The following is a 16,506-nucleotide window of genomic DNA, read 5'->3' as shown; positions in this document are numbered from 1 at the left end:
CTGAAGCTCCTGATGCATCAATTAACACTAACTAAACTTGCAACCCATGATGCTGGCGAATACAAAGTCGACGCGCACGCTAAGCCTGTGCGAAAACTCCACGCCTCCACCGTTCTTTTCCACGTCGTACCAAACCTCCACCTGGCCTTTTTTCTCGAAGTCCCCAAACTGCTCTTGAAGTGCCTGCAGCACGGGCCCCAGGAACACGCGTAGGGTTTCATTCGCCGCGCTCACCGGCACCCGCTCGGAAAACTGCTCTTCACCAACCGCAATAAACTTCGTGAGTTCTTTTCGATACAGCTGCCAACGCAAGCGAACGTGCTCCCCTACTTGTAAGCCAGCCGCTGCAGGCACATCGAACGGAATATTTGCGGCCTGAGGAATAGGGTCGGCGATGGCTTTGTACAGCGATTCGCAACTGAGGAGCCCAAAAGGATTGATATAGGGCTTGACATAATCTGGATGCGGATACGTTGCCTCCCACGTTACCGTGACCAAGGTCACCGGAGAACGCTGCCGGTTAACGCCATTGCTGGTCCAGTAGTACACCGGGATACGCCCATTGCTGCCCTTGACCTGATCGTAGGGAATGAGCGGAAAAGTGATCGTCCGGTTTCCTTGGTCGCCCGCCTGTACCACATAGGTCGAAACGGGAAACACCGAGTCATTCCAATGCAATTCCAGCGTTTGTCCCTGCTCAGGCTGCGCGTAGAGCAGCACTTCCACCCTCACGCCCTGATTGATATCCGGAATGCCCAGGTGATTGTCTCCCGTGCGCCCCTTGACCACGACGGGCACCAGCAGCGGGTTCTCAGGCGCTGGGCCTATCGGGTCGGGGCCTGCGACACGCAAGTTGACCCAGACCTGGATCCCCGTCGTTTCCTGTGAGCCACCATGGCGGCTGCTGGTGTAGTACACACTTGCCTGCACAGGTCCGACGAAACCCTGGGCCGTGATATCCGCCCAAGGTACCTCCACACGCACAGGCCATTGCTGGTCGACGCCCACCCTGACGGGCGGCAATGGCCGGGAGTTCCAGTACACCTGCAGCACATCGTTGGGCTGTGCCGCTTCGATCCAGGGGATATCAACCCACACAGGCGTGCGGGCATCCTCCAGGTGCAGCAGGCCATCGTTGGCCAGCGGAACCAGGGGAAGCGGAAGAACGACGGGGACGGACAACTGCACTTCTATATCGAGAGCCGGTGAGGGAAGCCCCACGTTGCCACTGCGATCCACCAAGCGGCAGATCACACGAAACTTGCCATTGGTCAGTAGCGCGGCGGGCACCTTGACCACGAACGGGTCGTCCGTTTTTTCTTTCTCGGTTGTTACGAAAACTTCGAGCGAGGGGTTGAAAGGCAGGCCCATGTCCGGCAGGCGCGAATCAATAAGAAACAGTTGCACCTTGTCTTCAAATCGAATGTCAGGCCAACGGTCAACCTTGAACAGCGCTTTATTGCCGTTCTGTTCTAGATAGCGTTGATCGATGAACCTGTTATTGTCCTCCCGCAATGGGCACGGGCGGCCAAAATTGGGGGGCGTCTGGTCTATCCGGATCCTGGTCTCAGGAGAAGGTTCTCGGTTAAAAATCTCCTCGACCCAGACTTCGAACTTGAACGTGCCCTCGCCCGGGGCAAATTTTGACGCAGGCACACTCAGATCGACCGGGAAATACCGTTCACCGTTTTCATCTTCTTCAATACTGGGCTGCATGTCCCAATGAACGACTTCACCTACCGCTTTGTCGTTCCAGAACGGCTGGAACCCCAGCCGAGGTCTCTCATAACCGTCCGCAATCAGTTGCCGGTAGTCGCTTTCGTAGTCAGCCCAAGCCTTTACCCGAAATGGCAACGCAATGCTCTGCCTTTCAAGGGGCAGTGTGAGGGCATCCTCCTCGTCATCGAGCGACGGCAGCACACCCACCGGCACAGGGGCAACGAGAAAGATTTCGCTGGGCTCTGGGGAGAGGATGGAGCCCTTGCTTTTAGCCTTCACCAGTCTCGACATTTTCCAACCCCTGAAATTTGCAGCCCCTGCACTGCAAGGGCTGTATGGCTTCTATGGGGCTGAATCTAGCGCTGACGGAAATTCCGCGAAACTGGCAAAAATACTAGGTGCGGCGGTACTACAACGGTGGCAGCGACCAATCGATCGGCGCCATCCCGTGCTGCTGGAGGAAGCCATTGGCACGGCTGAAATGCCCACAGCCGAAGAACCCGCGATACGCCGACAACGGCGACGGATGCACCGATTTGAGCACCAGGTGGCGGGTGCCGTCGATCAATTTCTGCTTGCTCTGGGCATGGGCGCCCCACAGCAGGAACACCACGTTCGGGCACTGCTCGCTGACCACCTGGATGATGCGGTCGGTGAAGAACTCCCAGCCCTTTTTCGCGTGGGACGCGGCGTTGGCGCGTTGCACGGTCATCGTGGTGTTGAGCAGCAGCACGCCCTGCTCGGCCCAGCTTTGCAGGTAGCCGTGGTTGGGGATGGCCAGGTTGAGGTCGCGCTGCAGCTCCTTGTAGATATTCACCAGCGAGGGCGGCGTCGGGATGCCGGGCTGCACCGAGAAGCATAGGCCGTGGGCCTGGCCCGGCCCGTGGTACGGGTCCTGGCCAAGGATGACCACCTTGACCTTCTCCAGCGGCGTGGAGTTCAGGGCATTGAAGATCAGCGGCCCGGGCGGGTAGATCTCCTTGCCGGCGGCGTACTCGGCCCGCAGGAACTCACGCAGCTGGTGCATGTAGGGCTGGTCGAACTCGGCGCGCAACGCGGCTTTCCAGCTGGGTTCGAGTTTGATGCGATCGTCGTCGGTCATGGGGGTATCCAATAGCAAAGTGGCGCGACACTAGGAAAGCCGCGCCGGCTTGTCAATCGATCCGACCGGCGACCGGCAGCTTCGTGCCAGGCAGCCATACTGGTGGGATGACCTGCGCGAGGTAGCCCATGTCCATTCACTGCGAGGTACTCACGGGGGCCGACGGCGCCCGTCTTGGCATCGCCACCCTGGATGCGCCGAAGACGCTCAACGCCCTGACCCTGCCGATGATCGAGATGCTCGACGAGCAATTGCATGCCTGGGCCGACGACCCCGGCATCGTCTGCGTGCTGCTGCGCGGCAACGGGCCCTGGGCGTTTTGCGCCGGGGGCGATGTGCGGGCGCTGGTGCAGGCCTGCCGTGAGCACCCCGGCAGCGTGCCGCCGCTGGCGGCCGCGTTTTTCGCCAGCGAGTACCGCCTGGACCATCGCCTGCATAGCTTCCCCAAGCCGTTGCTGTGCTGGGGCCACGGCCATGTGCTGGGCGGCGGCATGGGCCTGTTGCAGGGCGCCGCGGTACGCATCGTCACGCCCAGCAGCCGCCTGGCCATGCCCGAGATCAGCATCGGCCTGTACCCGGATGTCGGTGCCGGTTGGTTCCTCGCCCGCCTGCCCGGCAAGCTTGGCCTGTTCCTGGGGCTGACCGGCGCCCCGCTCAATGCCCGCGACGCCCTGGACCTGGGCCTGGCCGACCGTTTTCTTGGCGAACACCAGCAGGACGCCTTGATCGAGGAACTGCGGCAGTTGAACTGGCAGGAGCAAACCGCCCTGCAGCTCAACAGCCTGCTCAAGGCCGAGCAGCACCGCGCCTGGGCCGAGCTGCCCGAAGGCCAGTGGCTGGCCCGCCGCGTCCAGATCGATGCCTTGCTCGATGTCGCCGACCCGGTGGCGGCCTGGCGTGCCCTGGCCGGTTTGACGCGGCATGCCGACCCGCTATTGGCGGCTGCCGGGCAGCGCTTGCACGCAGGTTGCCCGCTGACCGCGCACCTGGTGTGGGAGCAGATTCGCCGGGCTCGGCAGCTGTCGCTGGCGCAGGTGTTGCAGATGGAATATGGCATGAGCCTGAACTGCTGCCGTTATCCGGAGTTCAGCGAGGGCGTGCGGGCGCGCTTGCTGGACAAGGACGACACCCCGCACTGGCATTGGCCGGATGTGGCACAAGTGCCAGCGGCGGTGGTGGAGGCGCATTTTGCCAATGTGTGGGAAGGCCGGCATCCACTGGCGGAGCTGGGCTGAGCGCCAGCAAGGCTGGCTCCTGCGGGACCCGGCCGGTCGCACACCCCGTAGGAGCCGGCTTGCCGGCGAACACCGGCGCAGCCGGTGCCATCCATCGCGGCGCCTGCTTCGCCAGCAAGGCTGGCCTACGGGCCAGGCCGGTCGCACACCCCGTAGGAGCCGGCTTGCCGGCGAACACCGGCGCAGCCGGTGCCATCCACCGCGGCGCCTGCTTCGCCAGCAAGGCTGGCTCCTACGGGCCAGCCCGGTCGCACACCCCGTAGGAGCCGGCTTGCCGGCGAACACCGGCGCAGCCGGTGCCATCCATCGCGGCGCCTGCTTCGCCAGCAAGGCTGGCGCCTACGGGCCAGCCCGGTCGCACACCCCGTAGGAGCCGGCTTGCCGGCGAACACCGGCGCAGCCGGTGCCATCCACCGCGGCGCCTGCTTCGCCAGCAAGGCTGGCGCCTACGGGCCAGGCCGGTCGCACACCCCGTAGGAGCCGGCTTGCCGGCGAACACCGGCACAGCCGGTGCCATCCATCGCGGCGCCTGCTTCGCCAACTGCCCTCAACGCTGCCAGTTGTGGTTGCCTCGCGGGTTACCCTGGCGGTTCGAATGCCATCGATCCCCGCGACCATCACGCCGGTCATGGCGGTAATCGTTGCGGTTGCGATCCCCCCCGTAGTCATAGCGTTGACGGTTGCCGTAGTCGTACCGTGGGTTGCCGTGCCAGCGCGGCTGCAGGCCGGGCGCAGGGTACGGCCGGTAGTAACGCGGTGCAGGCTGGTAGTAGTAACGCGGCTGCGGCGCCACGTAGTAGCGGTCCTGGCGATAGTAACCGGGGTACACGTAGCGATCGCTGGTGTAGTAGTCGCTGCGATAATAGCCACCGCTCTGGTAATAAGGGGCGCAGGCGGATGTCAGCAGCCCCAACAGGACAATGAGCAGAATTCGTCGGTACATGGCGGCCTCCTGGACCGCGAGGGTGCCCAGCACAGCGGCGCTGGCGGGCGTCGACGGCAATGCGTTCATCGACACAGGATCAGACAACACCACCGGGGTTCGGTGCGTTTTCTGCAACAAATTGAAACAGCTCGCCCTACCCAGGCGCGCCCCTGCTTCCCGCTCCGATATACTGGCCAGCCTGACACCCGGAACCGATCATGCCCGACCCTCGCCTTTGCCCCGCCTGCGGCGCCCCCAACCAGTGCGGCCTGGCCGACCCTCGCAGCGCCGCCCAGGGTTGCTGGTGCTTCAGCGTGAGCATCGACCCGGCAATCATCCAGGCCCTGCCTGCCCATTTGCGCGACCAAGCCTGCCTGTGCCCGCGCTGCGCGCAGGTGGACGCGCAGCTCAAGGCGGACTCGCCACCGCCGATCCGCTAGAGCCAAGACCCGCCACCATGCGCCTCGACCGATTCCTCGGCAACCTGCCCTGCTACAACCGCCAGCAAGTACGCCTGCTGCTGATCCAGCGCCGTGCGCGCGTGGACGGCGAGGTGGTGACCGACCCGCTGCACCCGGTGCGTGAATTCAGCCGTGTCGAGGTGGACGAACAGGTGCACCAGGCAGGCCGCCCGGCGCGCTACCTGATGCTGCACAAGCCCGCCGGTTGTGTCAGCGCCACCCAGGATCCGCAACACCGCACGGTGCTCGACCTGCTGCCCGAAGAGCTGCGCGCAGACCTGCACATCGCCGGACGCCTGGACTACAACACCACCGGGCTGATGATCCTGACCAACGACGGCCAGTGGTCACGACGCCTGACCCAGCCCCGCACGAAGTTGCCGAAGGTCTATCGAGTGCGCACCGAGGACGAGATTGGCGCGCATTACATCGCCAAGTTCCGCGAAGGCTTCTACTTCGCCTTCGAGGACCTCACCACCCAGCCTGCCCAGCTGGACATCCTCGCCCCGCGCGAGGGCAGGCTGGCGATCGTCGAAGGGCGTTATCACCAGGTGAAGCGGATGTTCGGGTATTTCCAGAACAAGGTGGTGGGCTTGCACCGCGAGCGCATGGGGCCGATCGAGCTGGACCCGACCTTGGCCCCAGGTGAGTTCAGGGCCTTGAATGCAGCAGAAATCGCCGCTGTTTGATCCACATCGCCCTGTAGGAGCCAGCCTTGCTGGCGAACCAGGCACCGCGGTGGATGGCACCGGCACGCCGGCTCCTGGGTAGGCAAGACCGCTCAGCGCTCCCTGGCAAAAGATCCTCTGAACGGCACTTGCGCGATCGCGCCGCCGCTGCTTGACTGCTAACTCGTCGGTCTGCATGTGACCAGCAAGTCACACCCGTAGTCCAAGACGCCCTTGCCGGCCACCCGGGGTCTCGATGCCCTGGGGCACGGCAATCGCCCGCCACAACAATTACCGTCGACAAACGCGTCAAGGATCGACACCAGGGCCCACCGGTTTCTCTTCCAGGCAAATGCCTACCTGTCATAAAGAACGTGCACCCTAGGTGACGCGAATACCCTTTTTGCGCCAGGAGTCGATGACATGAGGCCAGAAATCGCTGTACTTGATATCCAAGGGCAGTACCGGGTTTACACGGAGTTGCATCGCGCCCATGGCGCCGAGAAGACCATCATCCTGATCAATGGCTCGCTGGCCACCACGGCGTCGTTCGCACAGACCGTGCGCAACCTGCACCCGCAGTTCAACGTGGTGCTGTACGACCAGCCGTACGCCGGCAAGTCCAAGCCGCACAACCGCCAGGAGCGCCTGCTCAGCAAGGAGACCGAGGCGCACATCCTGCTCGAGTTGATCGAGCACTTCCGTGCCGACCACGTGATGTCGTTCTCCTGGGGCGGCGCCTGCACCCTGCTGGCACTGGCGCACCAACCGCGCCTGGTGCAGAAGGCCATCGTCAGCTCGTTCTCGCCGGTAATCAACGAACCGATGCGCGACTACCTGGAGCGTGGCTGCCAGTACCTGGCCGCCTGCGATCGCTACCAAGTCGGCAACCTGGTCAACGACACCATCGGCAAGCACCTGCCATCGCTGTTCAAGCGCTTCAACTACCGGCATGTCAGCAGCCTGGACAGCCATGAGTACGCGCAGATGCACTTCCACATCAACCAGGTGCTCGACCACGACCTGGCGCGGGCATTGAAGGCGGCGCGCAACATCGACATCCCGGTGCTGTTCATCAACGGCGAGCGTGACGAGTACACCACGGTCGAGGATGCCCGCCAGTTCAGCCAGCATGTCGGGCGCAGCCAGTTCAGCGTGATCCGCGATGCCGGGCACTTCCTCGACATGGAGCACAAGGCCGCCTGCGAGGCCACCCGCAGCGCCATGCTCGGCTTCCTCAAGCCGGTCGTGCGCGAACCCCGCCAACGCTACACACCGGTACAGGGGCAGCATGCACTGGCAATCTGAGCGCATCGGCGACCTGTAGCCCTCCCTTACCCGCAGGCTACGGGCCGCCGACAGGCTTTTTTATAACCTTGGGCTTCTAATTGGAGGGGGGTTATGGTAAAAAGTCGAGCGCCGAAGCGGGTATAGTTTAGTGGCAAAACGAAAGCTTCCCAAGCTTTAGTTGAGGGTTCGATTCCCTCTACCCGCTCCACTTTCGCCCTGGATACCCGCTGTATCCATCGCGCCTCTGGCAACACCCCGAATCCACGCACAAGGCCCGACTGGCGACACGCCAGCCGGGCCTTGTGCATTGTGCGATCAGAACGGCTTGGTCGGCAGGTACTTGCCATCCAGGGTGATCACCGCCCGCGAACCGCCTTCCGGGTCCTCGACCTTCTTCACCTCCAGCTTGAAGTTGATGGCGCTGATGATGCCGTCGCCGAACTTCTCATGCACCAGCACCTTCAGGGTGGTGCCGTACACCTGCAGCATCTCGTAGAAGCGGTAGATGGTCGGATCGGTGGGCACCCGGTTGTCGATGCTGCCGCGCAGCGGGATGGCCTGCAGCAAGGCCACCGCGTCGGCATCGAGGCCCAGCATGTCGGCGACCGCCTGGGCCGCCTCACGCGGCAGGGCGTGCTGGCCGAGCAGCGCGGCGGTGACGAAGGCTTCGGACAGGCCGGTCCCCTCGCTGATCTGGGCGAACGACAGGTCCTTGCGGGCCTTGGCCAAGAGGATGACGTCGGTCAGGGCAAGACGGGCGTTCTGGCTGACTTGGGACTGGATCATGGCATTGCTCCTAGGGTGGGATGAATCGGTTTCAAACCGCACGTGGCAGTTGCGGGGCAAGGGCGCGCACCTCGGGGTGATGCGCCAGGGACACAAAGCGCCCGCTGGCGCCATCGAAAGTGTCGATACGGCCACTGGCGATGTCGTAGACCCAGCCATGCAGCGCCAGCCGCCCCTGCTCCAGGGCCAGGCGTACCGAGGGGTGGGTCTGCAGGTTGGTCAATTGGGCGATCACGTTCTCGCGCACCATCGATTCGACCTTGGCCGCCGCGCTGGCATGGCGCCGGGCATCGTTGACCACCCGGGCCGACTCGGCGTAACGCAGCCAGCCGGCCACGGCGGGCATGTGCTCGAGGCAAGCGCAGTTGGCGATGGCGCTCATGGCGCCGCAGTCCGAATGGCCGCAAATGACGATGTCGCTGACCTGCAGCGCGGCGACTGCGTATTCCACCGAGGCCGACACGCCGCCCGGCTCCGGCCCGTACGAGGGCACGATGTTGCCGGCGTTGCGGATGACGAACAGCTCGCCCGGTTCGCGCTGGGTGACCAGTTCCGGCACTAGCCGGCTGTCCGAGCAGGAGATGAACAGGGCCCGCGGCTGTTGCCCGCTGGCCAGGTCGCGGAACAGCCCGGCGCGTTCGGGGAACGCGTCGCGCTGGAACTTCAGAAAGCCGTCGATGATGTCCTGCATGGTGCAAACCTCTAGCTCGCGTGGCGATGGAGCAGAGGTTAGACAGCGGCTCGCATAAGGTAAAAGTCTCATTTATGATGAGGTACATCGGATTATCTTATGCAGGCAAACCATGCTCGCCCGTCACGTCCATTACTTCCTGGCCGTTGCCGAACACCACAGCTTCACCCGCGCCGCTGCCGCGCTGCATGTCTCGCAACCGGCGTTGTCGCAGCAGGTTCGGCAGCTGGAAGACAGCCTCGGCGCGCAGCTGTTCGACCGCTCCGGGCGCAGCACCCGCCTGACCGATGCCGGCGAGGTCTACCTGCGCCACGCCCGCGCCGCGCTGCAGGCGCTGCAACAGGGGCAGCGTGCCCTGCACGATGTGGCCGACCTGAGCGAAGGCCTGTTGCGCCTGGCAGTGACGCCGACCTTCACCGCCTACCTGGTCGGGCCGCTGGTCGAAGCCTTCCACTGCCGCTACCCGAATATCCGCCTGCGCGTGCGCGAACTGCCTCAGGAACAGATGGAAGCCCTGCTGCTGGCCGATGAACTGGACGTCGGCATCGCCTTCGAACCGGTACATGCCCAGGACATCGAGGCCCGCCCACTGCTGGTGGAGACCTTGGCGTTGGTGGTCGGTGACGGGCACCCGTTGGCCGGGCAGGCGGCGATCGATGCGCCGGCACTCGGGGAGCAATCGCTGATTCTGCTCGGCAGCGAATTCGCCACCCGCGAGCAGATCGACCGCTACTGCCGCCAGCACGCCATCACCCCGCACATCCTGATGGAGGCCAACGCCATCAGTGCCGTGCTCGAGGTGGTGCGTCGCACATCGCTGTCGACCCTGCTCCCGGCCGCCATCGCCGCCGACACTGATGACCTCAGCGCCCTGGCCCTGCAGCCCTGGCCTCTTGAACGCACCGCCGCGCTGCTGCAACGCCGGGGTGGCTACCAGAGCGCCGCCGCGCGTGCGTTCATCGAGGTGGCGCACGAGCTGGCCGGCAAACCGTAGGCGCCCGCCTTGCTGGAAAAGCATGGCGTCTACAGCGCAGCATCGCCGAACGCGGTTCATTGACCTGGCCCATGGCCATCTTCCATGGCCTGCGCCAGAATCGACTTGCACGCGCAGCGGCTGGCGGCGCATATACATTTCGTACAGACACTAAGCTTCCCGAAACATTTCCAAAGGACGGCGCATGTTTCTTTCCCGCTGGCTACCGGGCCTTGCCAACCTGTTGCACTACCGTCGCGAGTGGTTGCATGCCGACCTGCAGGCCGGGCTGTCGGTGGCCGCGATCCAGATCCCCATCGCCATCGCCTATGCGCAGATCGTCGGCCTGCCGCCACAATACGGCCTGTACGCCTGCGTGCTGCCGATGATGGTCTACGCCCTGATCGGCAGTTCGCGCCAGTTGATGGTCGGCCCCGATGCCGCCACCTGCGCCATGATCGGCGGCGCCGTGGCGCCCCTGGCCCTGGGCGACCCGCAGCGCATCGCCGAGCTGTCGGTGATCGTCACCGTGCTGGTGGGGGCGATGCTGATCGGCGCCGGGGTGGCGCGGGCCGGGTTCATCGCCAGCTTCTTCTCACGCCCGATCCTGATCGGTTACCTCAATGGCATCGGCCTGAGCCTGATCGCCGGGCAGTTGTCGAAGGTGGTGGGGTTCAAGATCGAAGGCGATGGTTTCATCCTCAGCCTGATCAACTTCTTCCAGCGCCTGGGCGAGATCCACTGGCTGAGCCTGGCCATCGGCCTGGCCGGGCTGGGCCTGCTGATCTGGCTGCCACGGCGCTACCCGCGCTTGCCGGCGGCACTGGTGACCGTGGTGGTGTTCACTGCCCTGGCCGGGCTGTTCGGCCTGGATCGCTTCGGTGTGGCGATCCTCGGCCCGGTGCCGGCCGGCATCCCCGAGCTGGCCTGGCCGCAAAGCAACCTGGCGGAAACCAAGAGCCTGCTGCGCGACGCCCTGGGTATCGCCACCATCAGTTTCTGCAGCGCCATGCTCACCGCCCGCAGCTTCGCCGCCCGCCATGGCTATGCGATCAACGCCAACCATGAGTTCGTCGCCCTGGGCGTGAGCAACCTGGCCGCCGGTATCTCCCAGGGCTTCGCCATCAGCGGCGCCGACTCGCGCACCGCGGTCAACGACATGGTCGGTGGCAAGAGCCAGCTGGTGGGCATCATCGCCGCGCTGGTGATCGCCTTGATCCTGCTGTTCTTCACCGCGCCCATGGCCTGGATCCCCCAGGCCGCGCTGGGCGCCGTGCTGCTGATGGCCGGCTGGGGGCTGATCGACGTCAAGTCGCTCAGGAGCATCCGCAGCCTCAGCCGCTTCGAGTTCTGGCTGTGCCTGCTGACTACCGTCGGCGTGCTCGGCCTGGGCGTGCTGCCGGGCATCGTGTTCGCCGTGACCCTGGCCATCCTGCGCCTGCTGTACAGCATCTACCAGCCCACCGACGCGGTGCTCGGCTGGATGCCGGGCGTCGAGGGCCAGGTCGACGTGCGCCAGCACAAGGACGCGCGCACCGTGCCGGGGCTGCTGGTGTACCGCTTCGACGACGCGATCCTGTTCTTCAACGCCGACTACTTCAAGATGCGCCTGCTCGACGCCGTGCAGGGCAGCGCGCAGACCCAGGTGGTGCTGTTCGACGCCGAGGCGGTGACCAGCATCGATGTCAGTGGCATCGCCGCCCTGCGCGAGGTACGCGACACCCTCGCCGCCCAGGGCATCCATTTCGCCATCGCCCGTGCCCGCGGCACCTTCCTGCGCATGCTGGTGCGCTCGGGCATGGCCCGGGAGATGGAGGACAAGCTGCTGTTCGGCTCGGTACGCGCGGGCATTCGGGCGTATCGGGTATGGCGCAACAGGAGCCGCCAGGCGCTGAAAGAGCAGTAAAGGAAAGGGACTACGCCCATCGTGGAGGCGAATGACAGCTCCGGCAAAAGCCCGAGAGGTAGCCTGAGGCTCCATTTTCCTCCGTAGCGTCGTCCCGACGAAATGCTACGTCAATGGCGTATACAGTCCTATGCTCTTCACCGAAACGGCCATCTTCACCAAACGCGTCCAGGAACGGCTCGACGATGAGAGCTACCGGTTGCTGCAGGTCCGTCTGCTGATATGCCCTGATGCAGGCGATACGATCGAAGGAACGGGTGGCCTGCGCAAGATCCGGGTTGCAGCCAAAGGGCACGGTAAACGGGGCGGGGCCAGAGTGATCTACTACCACTTGGTAACCGCATCGCAGATTGCGATGCTCTACATCTACCCCAACAACGAACAACCCAACCTCAATGCCGAGCAACGCAAAGCACTGAAAGCCGTCATCGAACACTGGAGCCAACCATGAATCGCTTCTTCGACGAACTGATGCAAAGCGTCGAACAGATGGACGTCATCGTCCATGGCCGGCGCCAACCAGCCCGCCAGTTCGAGATCGATGCCCTGCAGGTCAAAAACATCCGCAAGGCGACCGGGTTGTCCCAGACGCGCTTTGCCGAAATGATCGATGTTCAGGTAGCGACCCTGCGCAATTGGGAACAGGGGCGCCGGGAGCCTACCGGGCCAGCCAAGGCGTTGCTGCGTGCCATCCACAACGACCCCGAACACGTCCTGAAAGCACTCGCCCACTGACCCACTCGTCACATTACCAGGCGCCTCAACCCTGCGGCACGCAGGCCTGCGCAACCGCCTGGGTGCCCCGGCCAAGCAAGCTGATCAGCCCACAGGGCAGGCTGCCGCGCCATTGCAGGTAATCATGCCCCGCCGGGAACTCCACCTGCTCCACGGGGTAGCCCTTGGCCAACAACACATCGCGCAGGTGGCGGTTGGTATCGACGATCTTCGGCCCTTCGAACAACCCCGATTGCAGATAGAACCGCAACGGCTGACGCGGGGCCTTGACGTATTCGCGGGTCAACCAGCCGGGTTCGCCACCGCTCAGCGGCCACCAATACGAACCCGACATGCTCAGCACATTGCCGAACAGTTCCGGGTGCCTGAGCCCCAGGTAGGCCGATGCCAGGCCGCCGTAGCTGGAGCCGGCCACCACCGTGCGCGCAGCCGGCGCCGACAGGCCCTGGCCAGCGGCCCAGGGCATCAGTTCCTCGGCCATGAAGCGGGCGAACAGCGGGTTGGGCGGCAGCTCCCGCTCGCGGCTGGCACCGCTGGGGTTGGCAATGATGATCGCCGCCGTGGGCGGTACCAGGCCATCGGCGATCAGGTTGTCGAGCATGGTTGGCGTCGGCACCTGGCGGGTGTAGGCATGGGCATCGAACAGCACCAGCAGTGCCTGGTCGGCCTTGCCCGCGCGCCAGCCGGCCGGGCGGTAGAGGTAGATATCCCGCTCATTGCCCAACAGCGTGCTGGCCAGGCGCTTGCGCTCGACGCTGCCCCGCGGCACGTCGGCGCGGCGCTGTACCCACGGCTGCGGCGCGGCATCCGGCAGCTCCAGGCGCGAGCGCGACAACCATGGATCGCCGCTGGCGTCGGCGAAGCGGTGCGGGTTGAGCGGGTCGCGGCGGGTGGTGGCGAGAATCATCCGGCGGTCGTCGGAGGCCGGTACATCGGGTGCCATCTGGTAGCTCAGGCGGCTGGCCGCCGGTACCTCGAAGCTGCGATACCAGACATCGCTGCGGCCCAGGCGCAGCAGCGCTTCATGGTTGCCGGTGGGGGCGCCGAACACCCGCACGTTGTCCCGCGCACCACGCCAGAGGAAGGTCACCAGGCGCTGCCCAGGTTGCCCAGGCAGCGCCTCGACCATGGGCGTGCCGGCCTCGGCCCGTGCCTTCCAGAACGCCTCGGTGCTTGCGCCTGCCGCCAGTTGTTGCGCCAGCGCCCGCATGGCCGGGCTGCGCAACGGCTCGGCAGGCCGGCGCTGTTCGGCCTGCGCCAGCACTTGCTCCAGGCGCAAGGCGAAGCGCGTATTCGGGCGGGTTGGCAGCGGCTCGGCACGCACGGCGAAATCGCCTGTCTGCTCGGCGACGAACAGGAAATCCCGAGGCTGGTCCAGGCCATCGATCAACAGGCGCAGGGGACGCCCCTGGGCATCGAGCAGGCGCAGGCTGATATCGCCGTCCACCTTGCCGCGCACCAGATCACCGGCCTGCAGAGGCAATTGCCAGACCGGCCGACTGGCGCCACCGACCTGGCCGTGGACCGCTTGCCCGACCACCAGGGCCGGCCCTTCGACGGCCAGGGCCGACGCCGACACCCAGGTCGCCAGGGCCAACAGGCCGGTCCATTGCTTGATGCGTCGCATGTTCACCTCAGAAGTCGATGCTGGCGGAAAGTTTTAGGGTGCGTGGCTCGCTGACGGTGGCATAACCGTCGTTGAACACCCCAGCCCAATAGGCGCGGTTCTCGACGTTCTCCAGGCTGGCGCGCAGGGTCACGTCCTTGCTCAGCACGCGGGTGGCATAGCGCGCGCCAAGGTCGTAACGGGTCCATTGCGGGATCTTCAGCTCGTTGGCGGAGTCGAGGTACTGGGAACTGCTGTGAATGCCCAGCGCGGTCAGGGTCAGGCCCTGGACCCAGGGCAGGTCCCACTCGGCCCCCAGGTTGGCCGACCAGGCCGGCACGCCACGGGCAGTGTTGCCGTCCATCGCACCACCGGCGGTCTTGCTCAATTGCGCCCGGGTGTAGGTCACGCCGCCGAGCAGGCGCACGCTGGGGGCCAGTTCGCCGAACATCGTCCACTCCACGCCCCGGTTACGCTGCTCGCCGTCGTCGGTGTAACGGTTGCTGGGCTTGTCGTAGATCATGCTCGGCTTGTCGATCTGGAACAGCGCCAGGGTGTGGGTGAAATCGCCCAGGTCCCACTTCACCCCGGCCTCCATCTGCTTGGCGACATAGGGCGCGAACTGCTCGTTGTAGTTGGCCGCCTTCACATCGGTGACCATGCCGCCCTGGGTCAGGCCCTCGATGTAGTTGGCATACAGCGACACGGGCGCATCCCAGGGCTTGAGCACGATGCCCAGGGCCGGGGTCAGCTTGCGCTCGTCATAGGATGGGTTGCTCATCTTCTGCCGCACCCGCTGCGCGCGCACGCCCAAGGTCAGCAGCACGCGCTCGTCGAGAAAGCCCAGGGTGTCGGCCACGGCAACGCTCGACAGGGTGTTGTCGCCGGTCTTTTGGCTGCTGCCAGGGTCGGCGGCGATGATCGCCTTGCCGGGGTGATAGATGTTGGTGGTGTAGCCCTTGCCGGTGACAGTGGGCGCGCGGCCGATGTCCTGGTGCAGCAAGGTGGTGCTGAGCACCAGCTGGTGGCTGACCGGGCCGGTCATGAAGTTGCCGCGCAGGCCGGCCTCGGTGGACAGGCTGTGGGTGTAGCCGGCCTGGTTGTAGGTTTCGCCGCTGGCGCTGCCATCGGCCTTGGTCACCACCACCCGGGTACCGTTGAGGAAACCGGCATAGCGGGTACGCGCGCCACCGACGCTGGCATAGGCGCTCCAGCTGTCGTCCAGCTGATACTCGCCACGCACCACCACGGCCTTGCTGATCTGCTTGGCATGGATGCCTTCGAGGATGTTGGTGTCTGGCTTCGGTGCCCGGGTGACCTGCTTGAGCTTGGAAAACCCAGCCATCATCGGGCTGCCGTTGTCGAGTTTCTCGTGGCTTTCGTAGGCGTCCAGCTCGAGCTTGAAGTCATCGCCGCGGTAGTCCAGCCCCAAGGAGGCCAGGGTACGGTCCTTGGACTGTTCGTTCACGCCGGTGTCACCACTGCCGTACACGCCGTTGAAGCGCACACCGAAACGGCCATCGGCGAAACGCCGGCCAATATCGACATGCTCGGCCACATAGCCGTCCGACACATAGCTGCTGGTCAGCCGGGTCAGCGGCGCTTCGCCGGCGCGCTTGGGCACCAGGTTGACCACCCCGCCCACGCCACCGTTGGGCGCCATGCCGTTGAGCAGGGCGCCAGGGCCCTTGAGCACTTCGACCCGCTCGAGGAACTCGGTCGGCACATGGCCATCGGGGGCCAGGCCGTACAGGCCACCCAGCGCCAGCTCGGTGGAATCGAGGGCATAGCCGCGGATCATGAAGTTCTCGTAGGCGTGCCCTTCACCAGTGCTGAAACGGATCGACGGATCGTTGCGCAATACCGCGCCGACCGTGCCGCTTTGCTGGTTCTCGATGGTCTTGGCGGTGTAGGCGGTGACGCTGAAGGGGGTGTCCATCAGGTCGCGGTTGCCCAGCATGCCGATCCGCGCGCCGCGGGCCACCTGGCCGCCGCTGTAGCTCTCGGGCAGGTCGCTGTTGAAGCCCGAGGCATTGACCGTGGTCGCGCCCAGGGTCAGCGCGCCGTCATCGCCGGGGCCGCGCAGGATGATCACGCCGTTCTCTTCCAGCGCCACCAGGTCGGTACCGGCCAACAGTTGGCGCAGGGCCTGCAACACCGTGTAGCGGCCGTGCAGGGCCGGCGCGCTGCGCCCGGCCAGCAAGCGGCTGTCGGCGGCGATCGCCACCCCCGATTCATGGGCCAGGGCATGCACCGTGGCCTCCAGCGACTGGCCCGGCAGGTCGAGGCTCAGCGCCTGGCTGTCGGCCAGCGCCAGGCTGCTGCCACCCAGGGCGCAGGCCAGGGCCAGGCGCCGCAGGGTGCCGGGGAAACGGGGGGTGAACGACGACATGATCAGTCCTTGCGAGA

At 65.1% G+C, this 16,506-nt stretch carries 15 protein-coding genes and 1 tRNA gene; 9 read left to right on the top strand and 7 right to left on the bottom strand.

Annotation, left to right across the window (positions count from 1 at the left end; genetic code table 11):
- Positions 1-27: 27 nt before the first annotated feature.
- Positions 28-2,010 carry a hypothetical protein gene (locus KSS95_RS08395; RefSeq protein WP_217853246.1) on the bottom strand — a complete coding sequence of 661 codons (1,983 nt, stop codon included), beginning with the start codon at positions 2,008-2,010 and terminating at the stop codon, positions 28-30.
- Positions 2,011-2,128: 118 nt separating this feature from the next.
- Entirely contained in the window at positions 2,129-2,821 is a 693-nt protein-coding gene (gene ung / locus KSS95_RS08390; protein WP_217853244.1) for a uracil-DNA glycosylase, read from the bottom strand.
- A 128-nt stretch (positions 2,822-2,949) separates the two neighbouring features.
- Here ung and dspII point away from each other — a divergent pair, with 128 nt between their 5' ends.
- Positions 2,950-4,056 (top strand): enoyl-CoA hydratase/isomerase DspII, encoded by a 1,107-nt coding sequence (dspII, locus tag KSS95_RS08385; protein ID WP_217853242.1) that lies wholly within the window; start codon positions 2,950-2,952, stop codon positions 4,054-4,056.
- Between the two features lie 547 nt (positions 4,057-4,603).
- Here dspII and KSS95_RS08380 read toward each other — a convergent pair.
- Positions 4,604-4,999 carry a hypothetical protein gene (locus KSS95_RS08380; protein WP_217853240.1) on the bottom strand — a complete coding sequence of 132 codons (396 nt, stop codon included), beginning with the start codon at positions 4,997-4,999 and terminating at the stop codon, positions 4,604-4,606.
- Between the two features lie 200 nt (positions 5,000-5,199).
- On the opposite strand from KSS95_RS08380, the gene KSS95_RS08375 reads away from it, so the two are divergent.
- The 4 genes from KSS95_RS08375 (at position 5,200) to KSS95_RS08360 (ending at position 7,608) form a co-directional block, all read left to right on the top strand.
- Positions 5,200-5,421 (top strand): cysteine-rich CWC family protein, encoded by a 222-nt coding sequence (locus tag KSS95_RS08375; protein ID WP_217853238.1) that lies wholly within the window; start codon positions 5,200-5,202, stop codon positions 5,419-5,421.
- Between the two features lie 17 nt (positions 5,422-5,438).
- The gene (locus tag KSS95_RS08370) at positions 5,439-6,131 is read left to right on the top strand and encodes a 16S rRNA pseudouridine(516) synthase (protein WP_217853236.1); all 693 of its coding nucleotides are present in this window, start codon (positions 5,439-5,441) and stop codon (positions 6,129-6,131) included.
- 402 nt (positions 6,132-6,533) lie between these two features.
- Positions 6,534-7,418 (top strand): alpha/beta fold hydrolase, encoded by an 885-nt coding sequence (locus tag KSS95_RS08365; RefSeq protein WP_217853234.1) that lies wholly within the window; start codon positions 6,534-6,536, stop codon positions 7,416-7,418.
- A 116-nt stretch (positions 7,419-7,534) separates the two neighbouring features.
- Positions 7,535-7,608: transfer RNA gene (locus tag KSS95_RS08360), tRNA-Gly, on the top strand.
- A 107-nt stretch (positions 7,609-7,715) separates the two neighbouring features.
- Here the strand turns inward: KSS95_RS08360 and cynS are convergent.
- Together cynS and KSS95_RS08350 are read right to left on the bottom strand one after the other, a co-directional pair.
- Complete coding sequence (gene cynS / locus KSS95_RS08355; protein WP_217853232.1) at positions 7,716-8,186, bottom strand: cyanase; 471 nt, start codon at positions 8,184-8,186, stop codon at positions 7,716-7,718.
- Between the two features lie 31 nt (positions 8,187-8,217).
- Positions 8,218-8,877: a carbonic anhydrase gene (locus KSS95_RS08350; RefSeq protein WP_217853230.1), complete on the bottom strand. Its 660-nt coding sequence runs from the start codon at positions 8,875-8,877 to the stop codon at positions 8,218-8,220.
- A 112-nt stretch (positions 8,878-8,989) separates the two neighbouring features.
- On the opposite strand from KSS95_RS08350, the gene cynR reads away from it, so the two are divergent.
- The 4 genes from cynR (at position 8,990) to nadS (ending at position 12,491) form a co-directional block, all read left to right on the top strand.
- Positions 8,990-9,871, top strand: a complete 882-nt coding sequence (cynR, locus tag KSS95_RS08345) for a transcriptional regulator CynR (protein ID WP_217853228.1) — start codon at positions 8,990-8,992, stop codon at positions 9,869-9,871.
- A gap of 184 nt (positions 9,872-10,055) precedes the next feature.
- Positions 10,056-11,756 (top strand): SulP family inorganic anion transporter, encoded by a 1,701-nt coding sequence (locus tag KSS95_RS08340; protein ID WP_217853226.1) that lies wholly within the window; start codon positions 10,056-10,058, stop codon positions 11,754-11,756.
- A gap of 130 nt (positions 11,757-11,886) precedes the next feature.
- Positions 11,887-12,207 carry a type II toxin-antitoxin system RelE/ParE family toxin gene (locus KSS95_RS08335; protein ID WP_217853224.1) on the top strand — a complete coding sequence of 107 codons (321 nt, stop codon included), beginning with the start codon at positions 11,887-11,889 and terminating at the stop codon, positions 12,205-12,207.
- The gene (gene nadS / locus KSS95_RS08330) at positions 12,204-12,491 is read left to right on the top strand and encodes a NadS family protein (RefSeq protein ID WP_217853222.1); all 288 of its coding nucleotides are present in this window, start codon (positions 12,204-12,206) and stop codon (positions 12,489-12,491) included. Before KSS95_RS08335 ends, nadS begins: the two co-directional genes overlap by 4 nt.
- A 25-nt stretch (positions 12,492-12,516) precedes the next feature.
- On the opposite strand, the gene KSS95_RS08325 is transcribed toward nadS, so the two are convergent.
- Entirely contained in the window at positions 12,517-14,118 is a 1,602-nt protein-coding gene (locus KSS95_RS08325; protein WP_225935569.1) for an alpha/beta hydrolase-fold protein, read from the bottom strand.
- Positions 14,119-14,125: 7 nt separating this feature from the next.
- Complete coding sequence (locus tag KSS95_RS08320) at positions 14,126-16,489, bottom strand: TonB-dependent receptor (RefSeq protein ID WP_217853221.1); 2,364 nt, start codon at positions 16,487-16,489, stop codon at positions 14,126-14,128.
- Positions 16,490-16,506 lie beyond the last annotated feature (17 nt).

This window comes from Pseudomonas muyukensis (genome assembly GCF_019139535.1).
Taxonomy (GTDB): Bacteria; Pseudomonadota; Gammaproteobacteria; order Pseudomonadales; family Pseudomonadaceae; genus Aquipseudomonas; species Aquipseudomonas muyukensis.
This window is presented reverse-complemented; position numbering and strand designations above follow the sequence as displayed.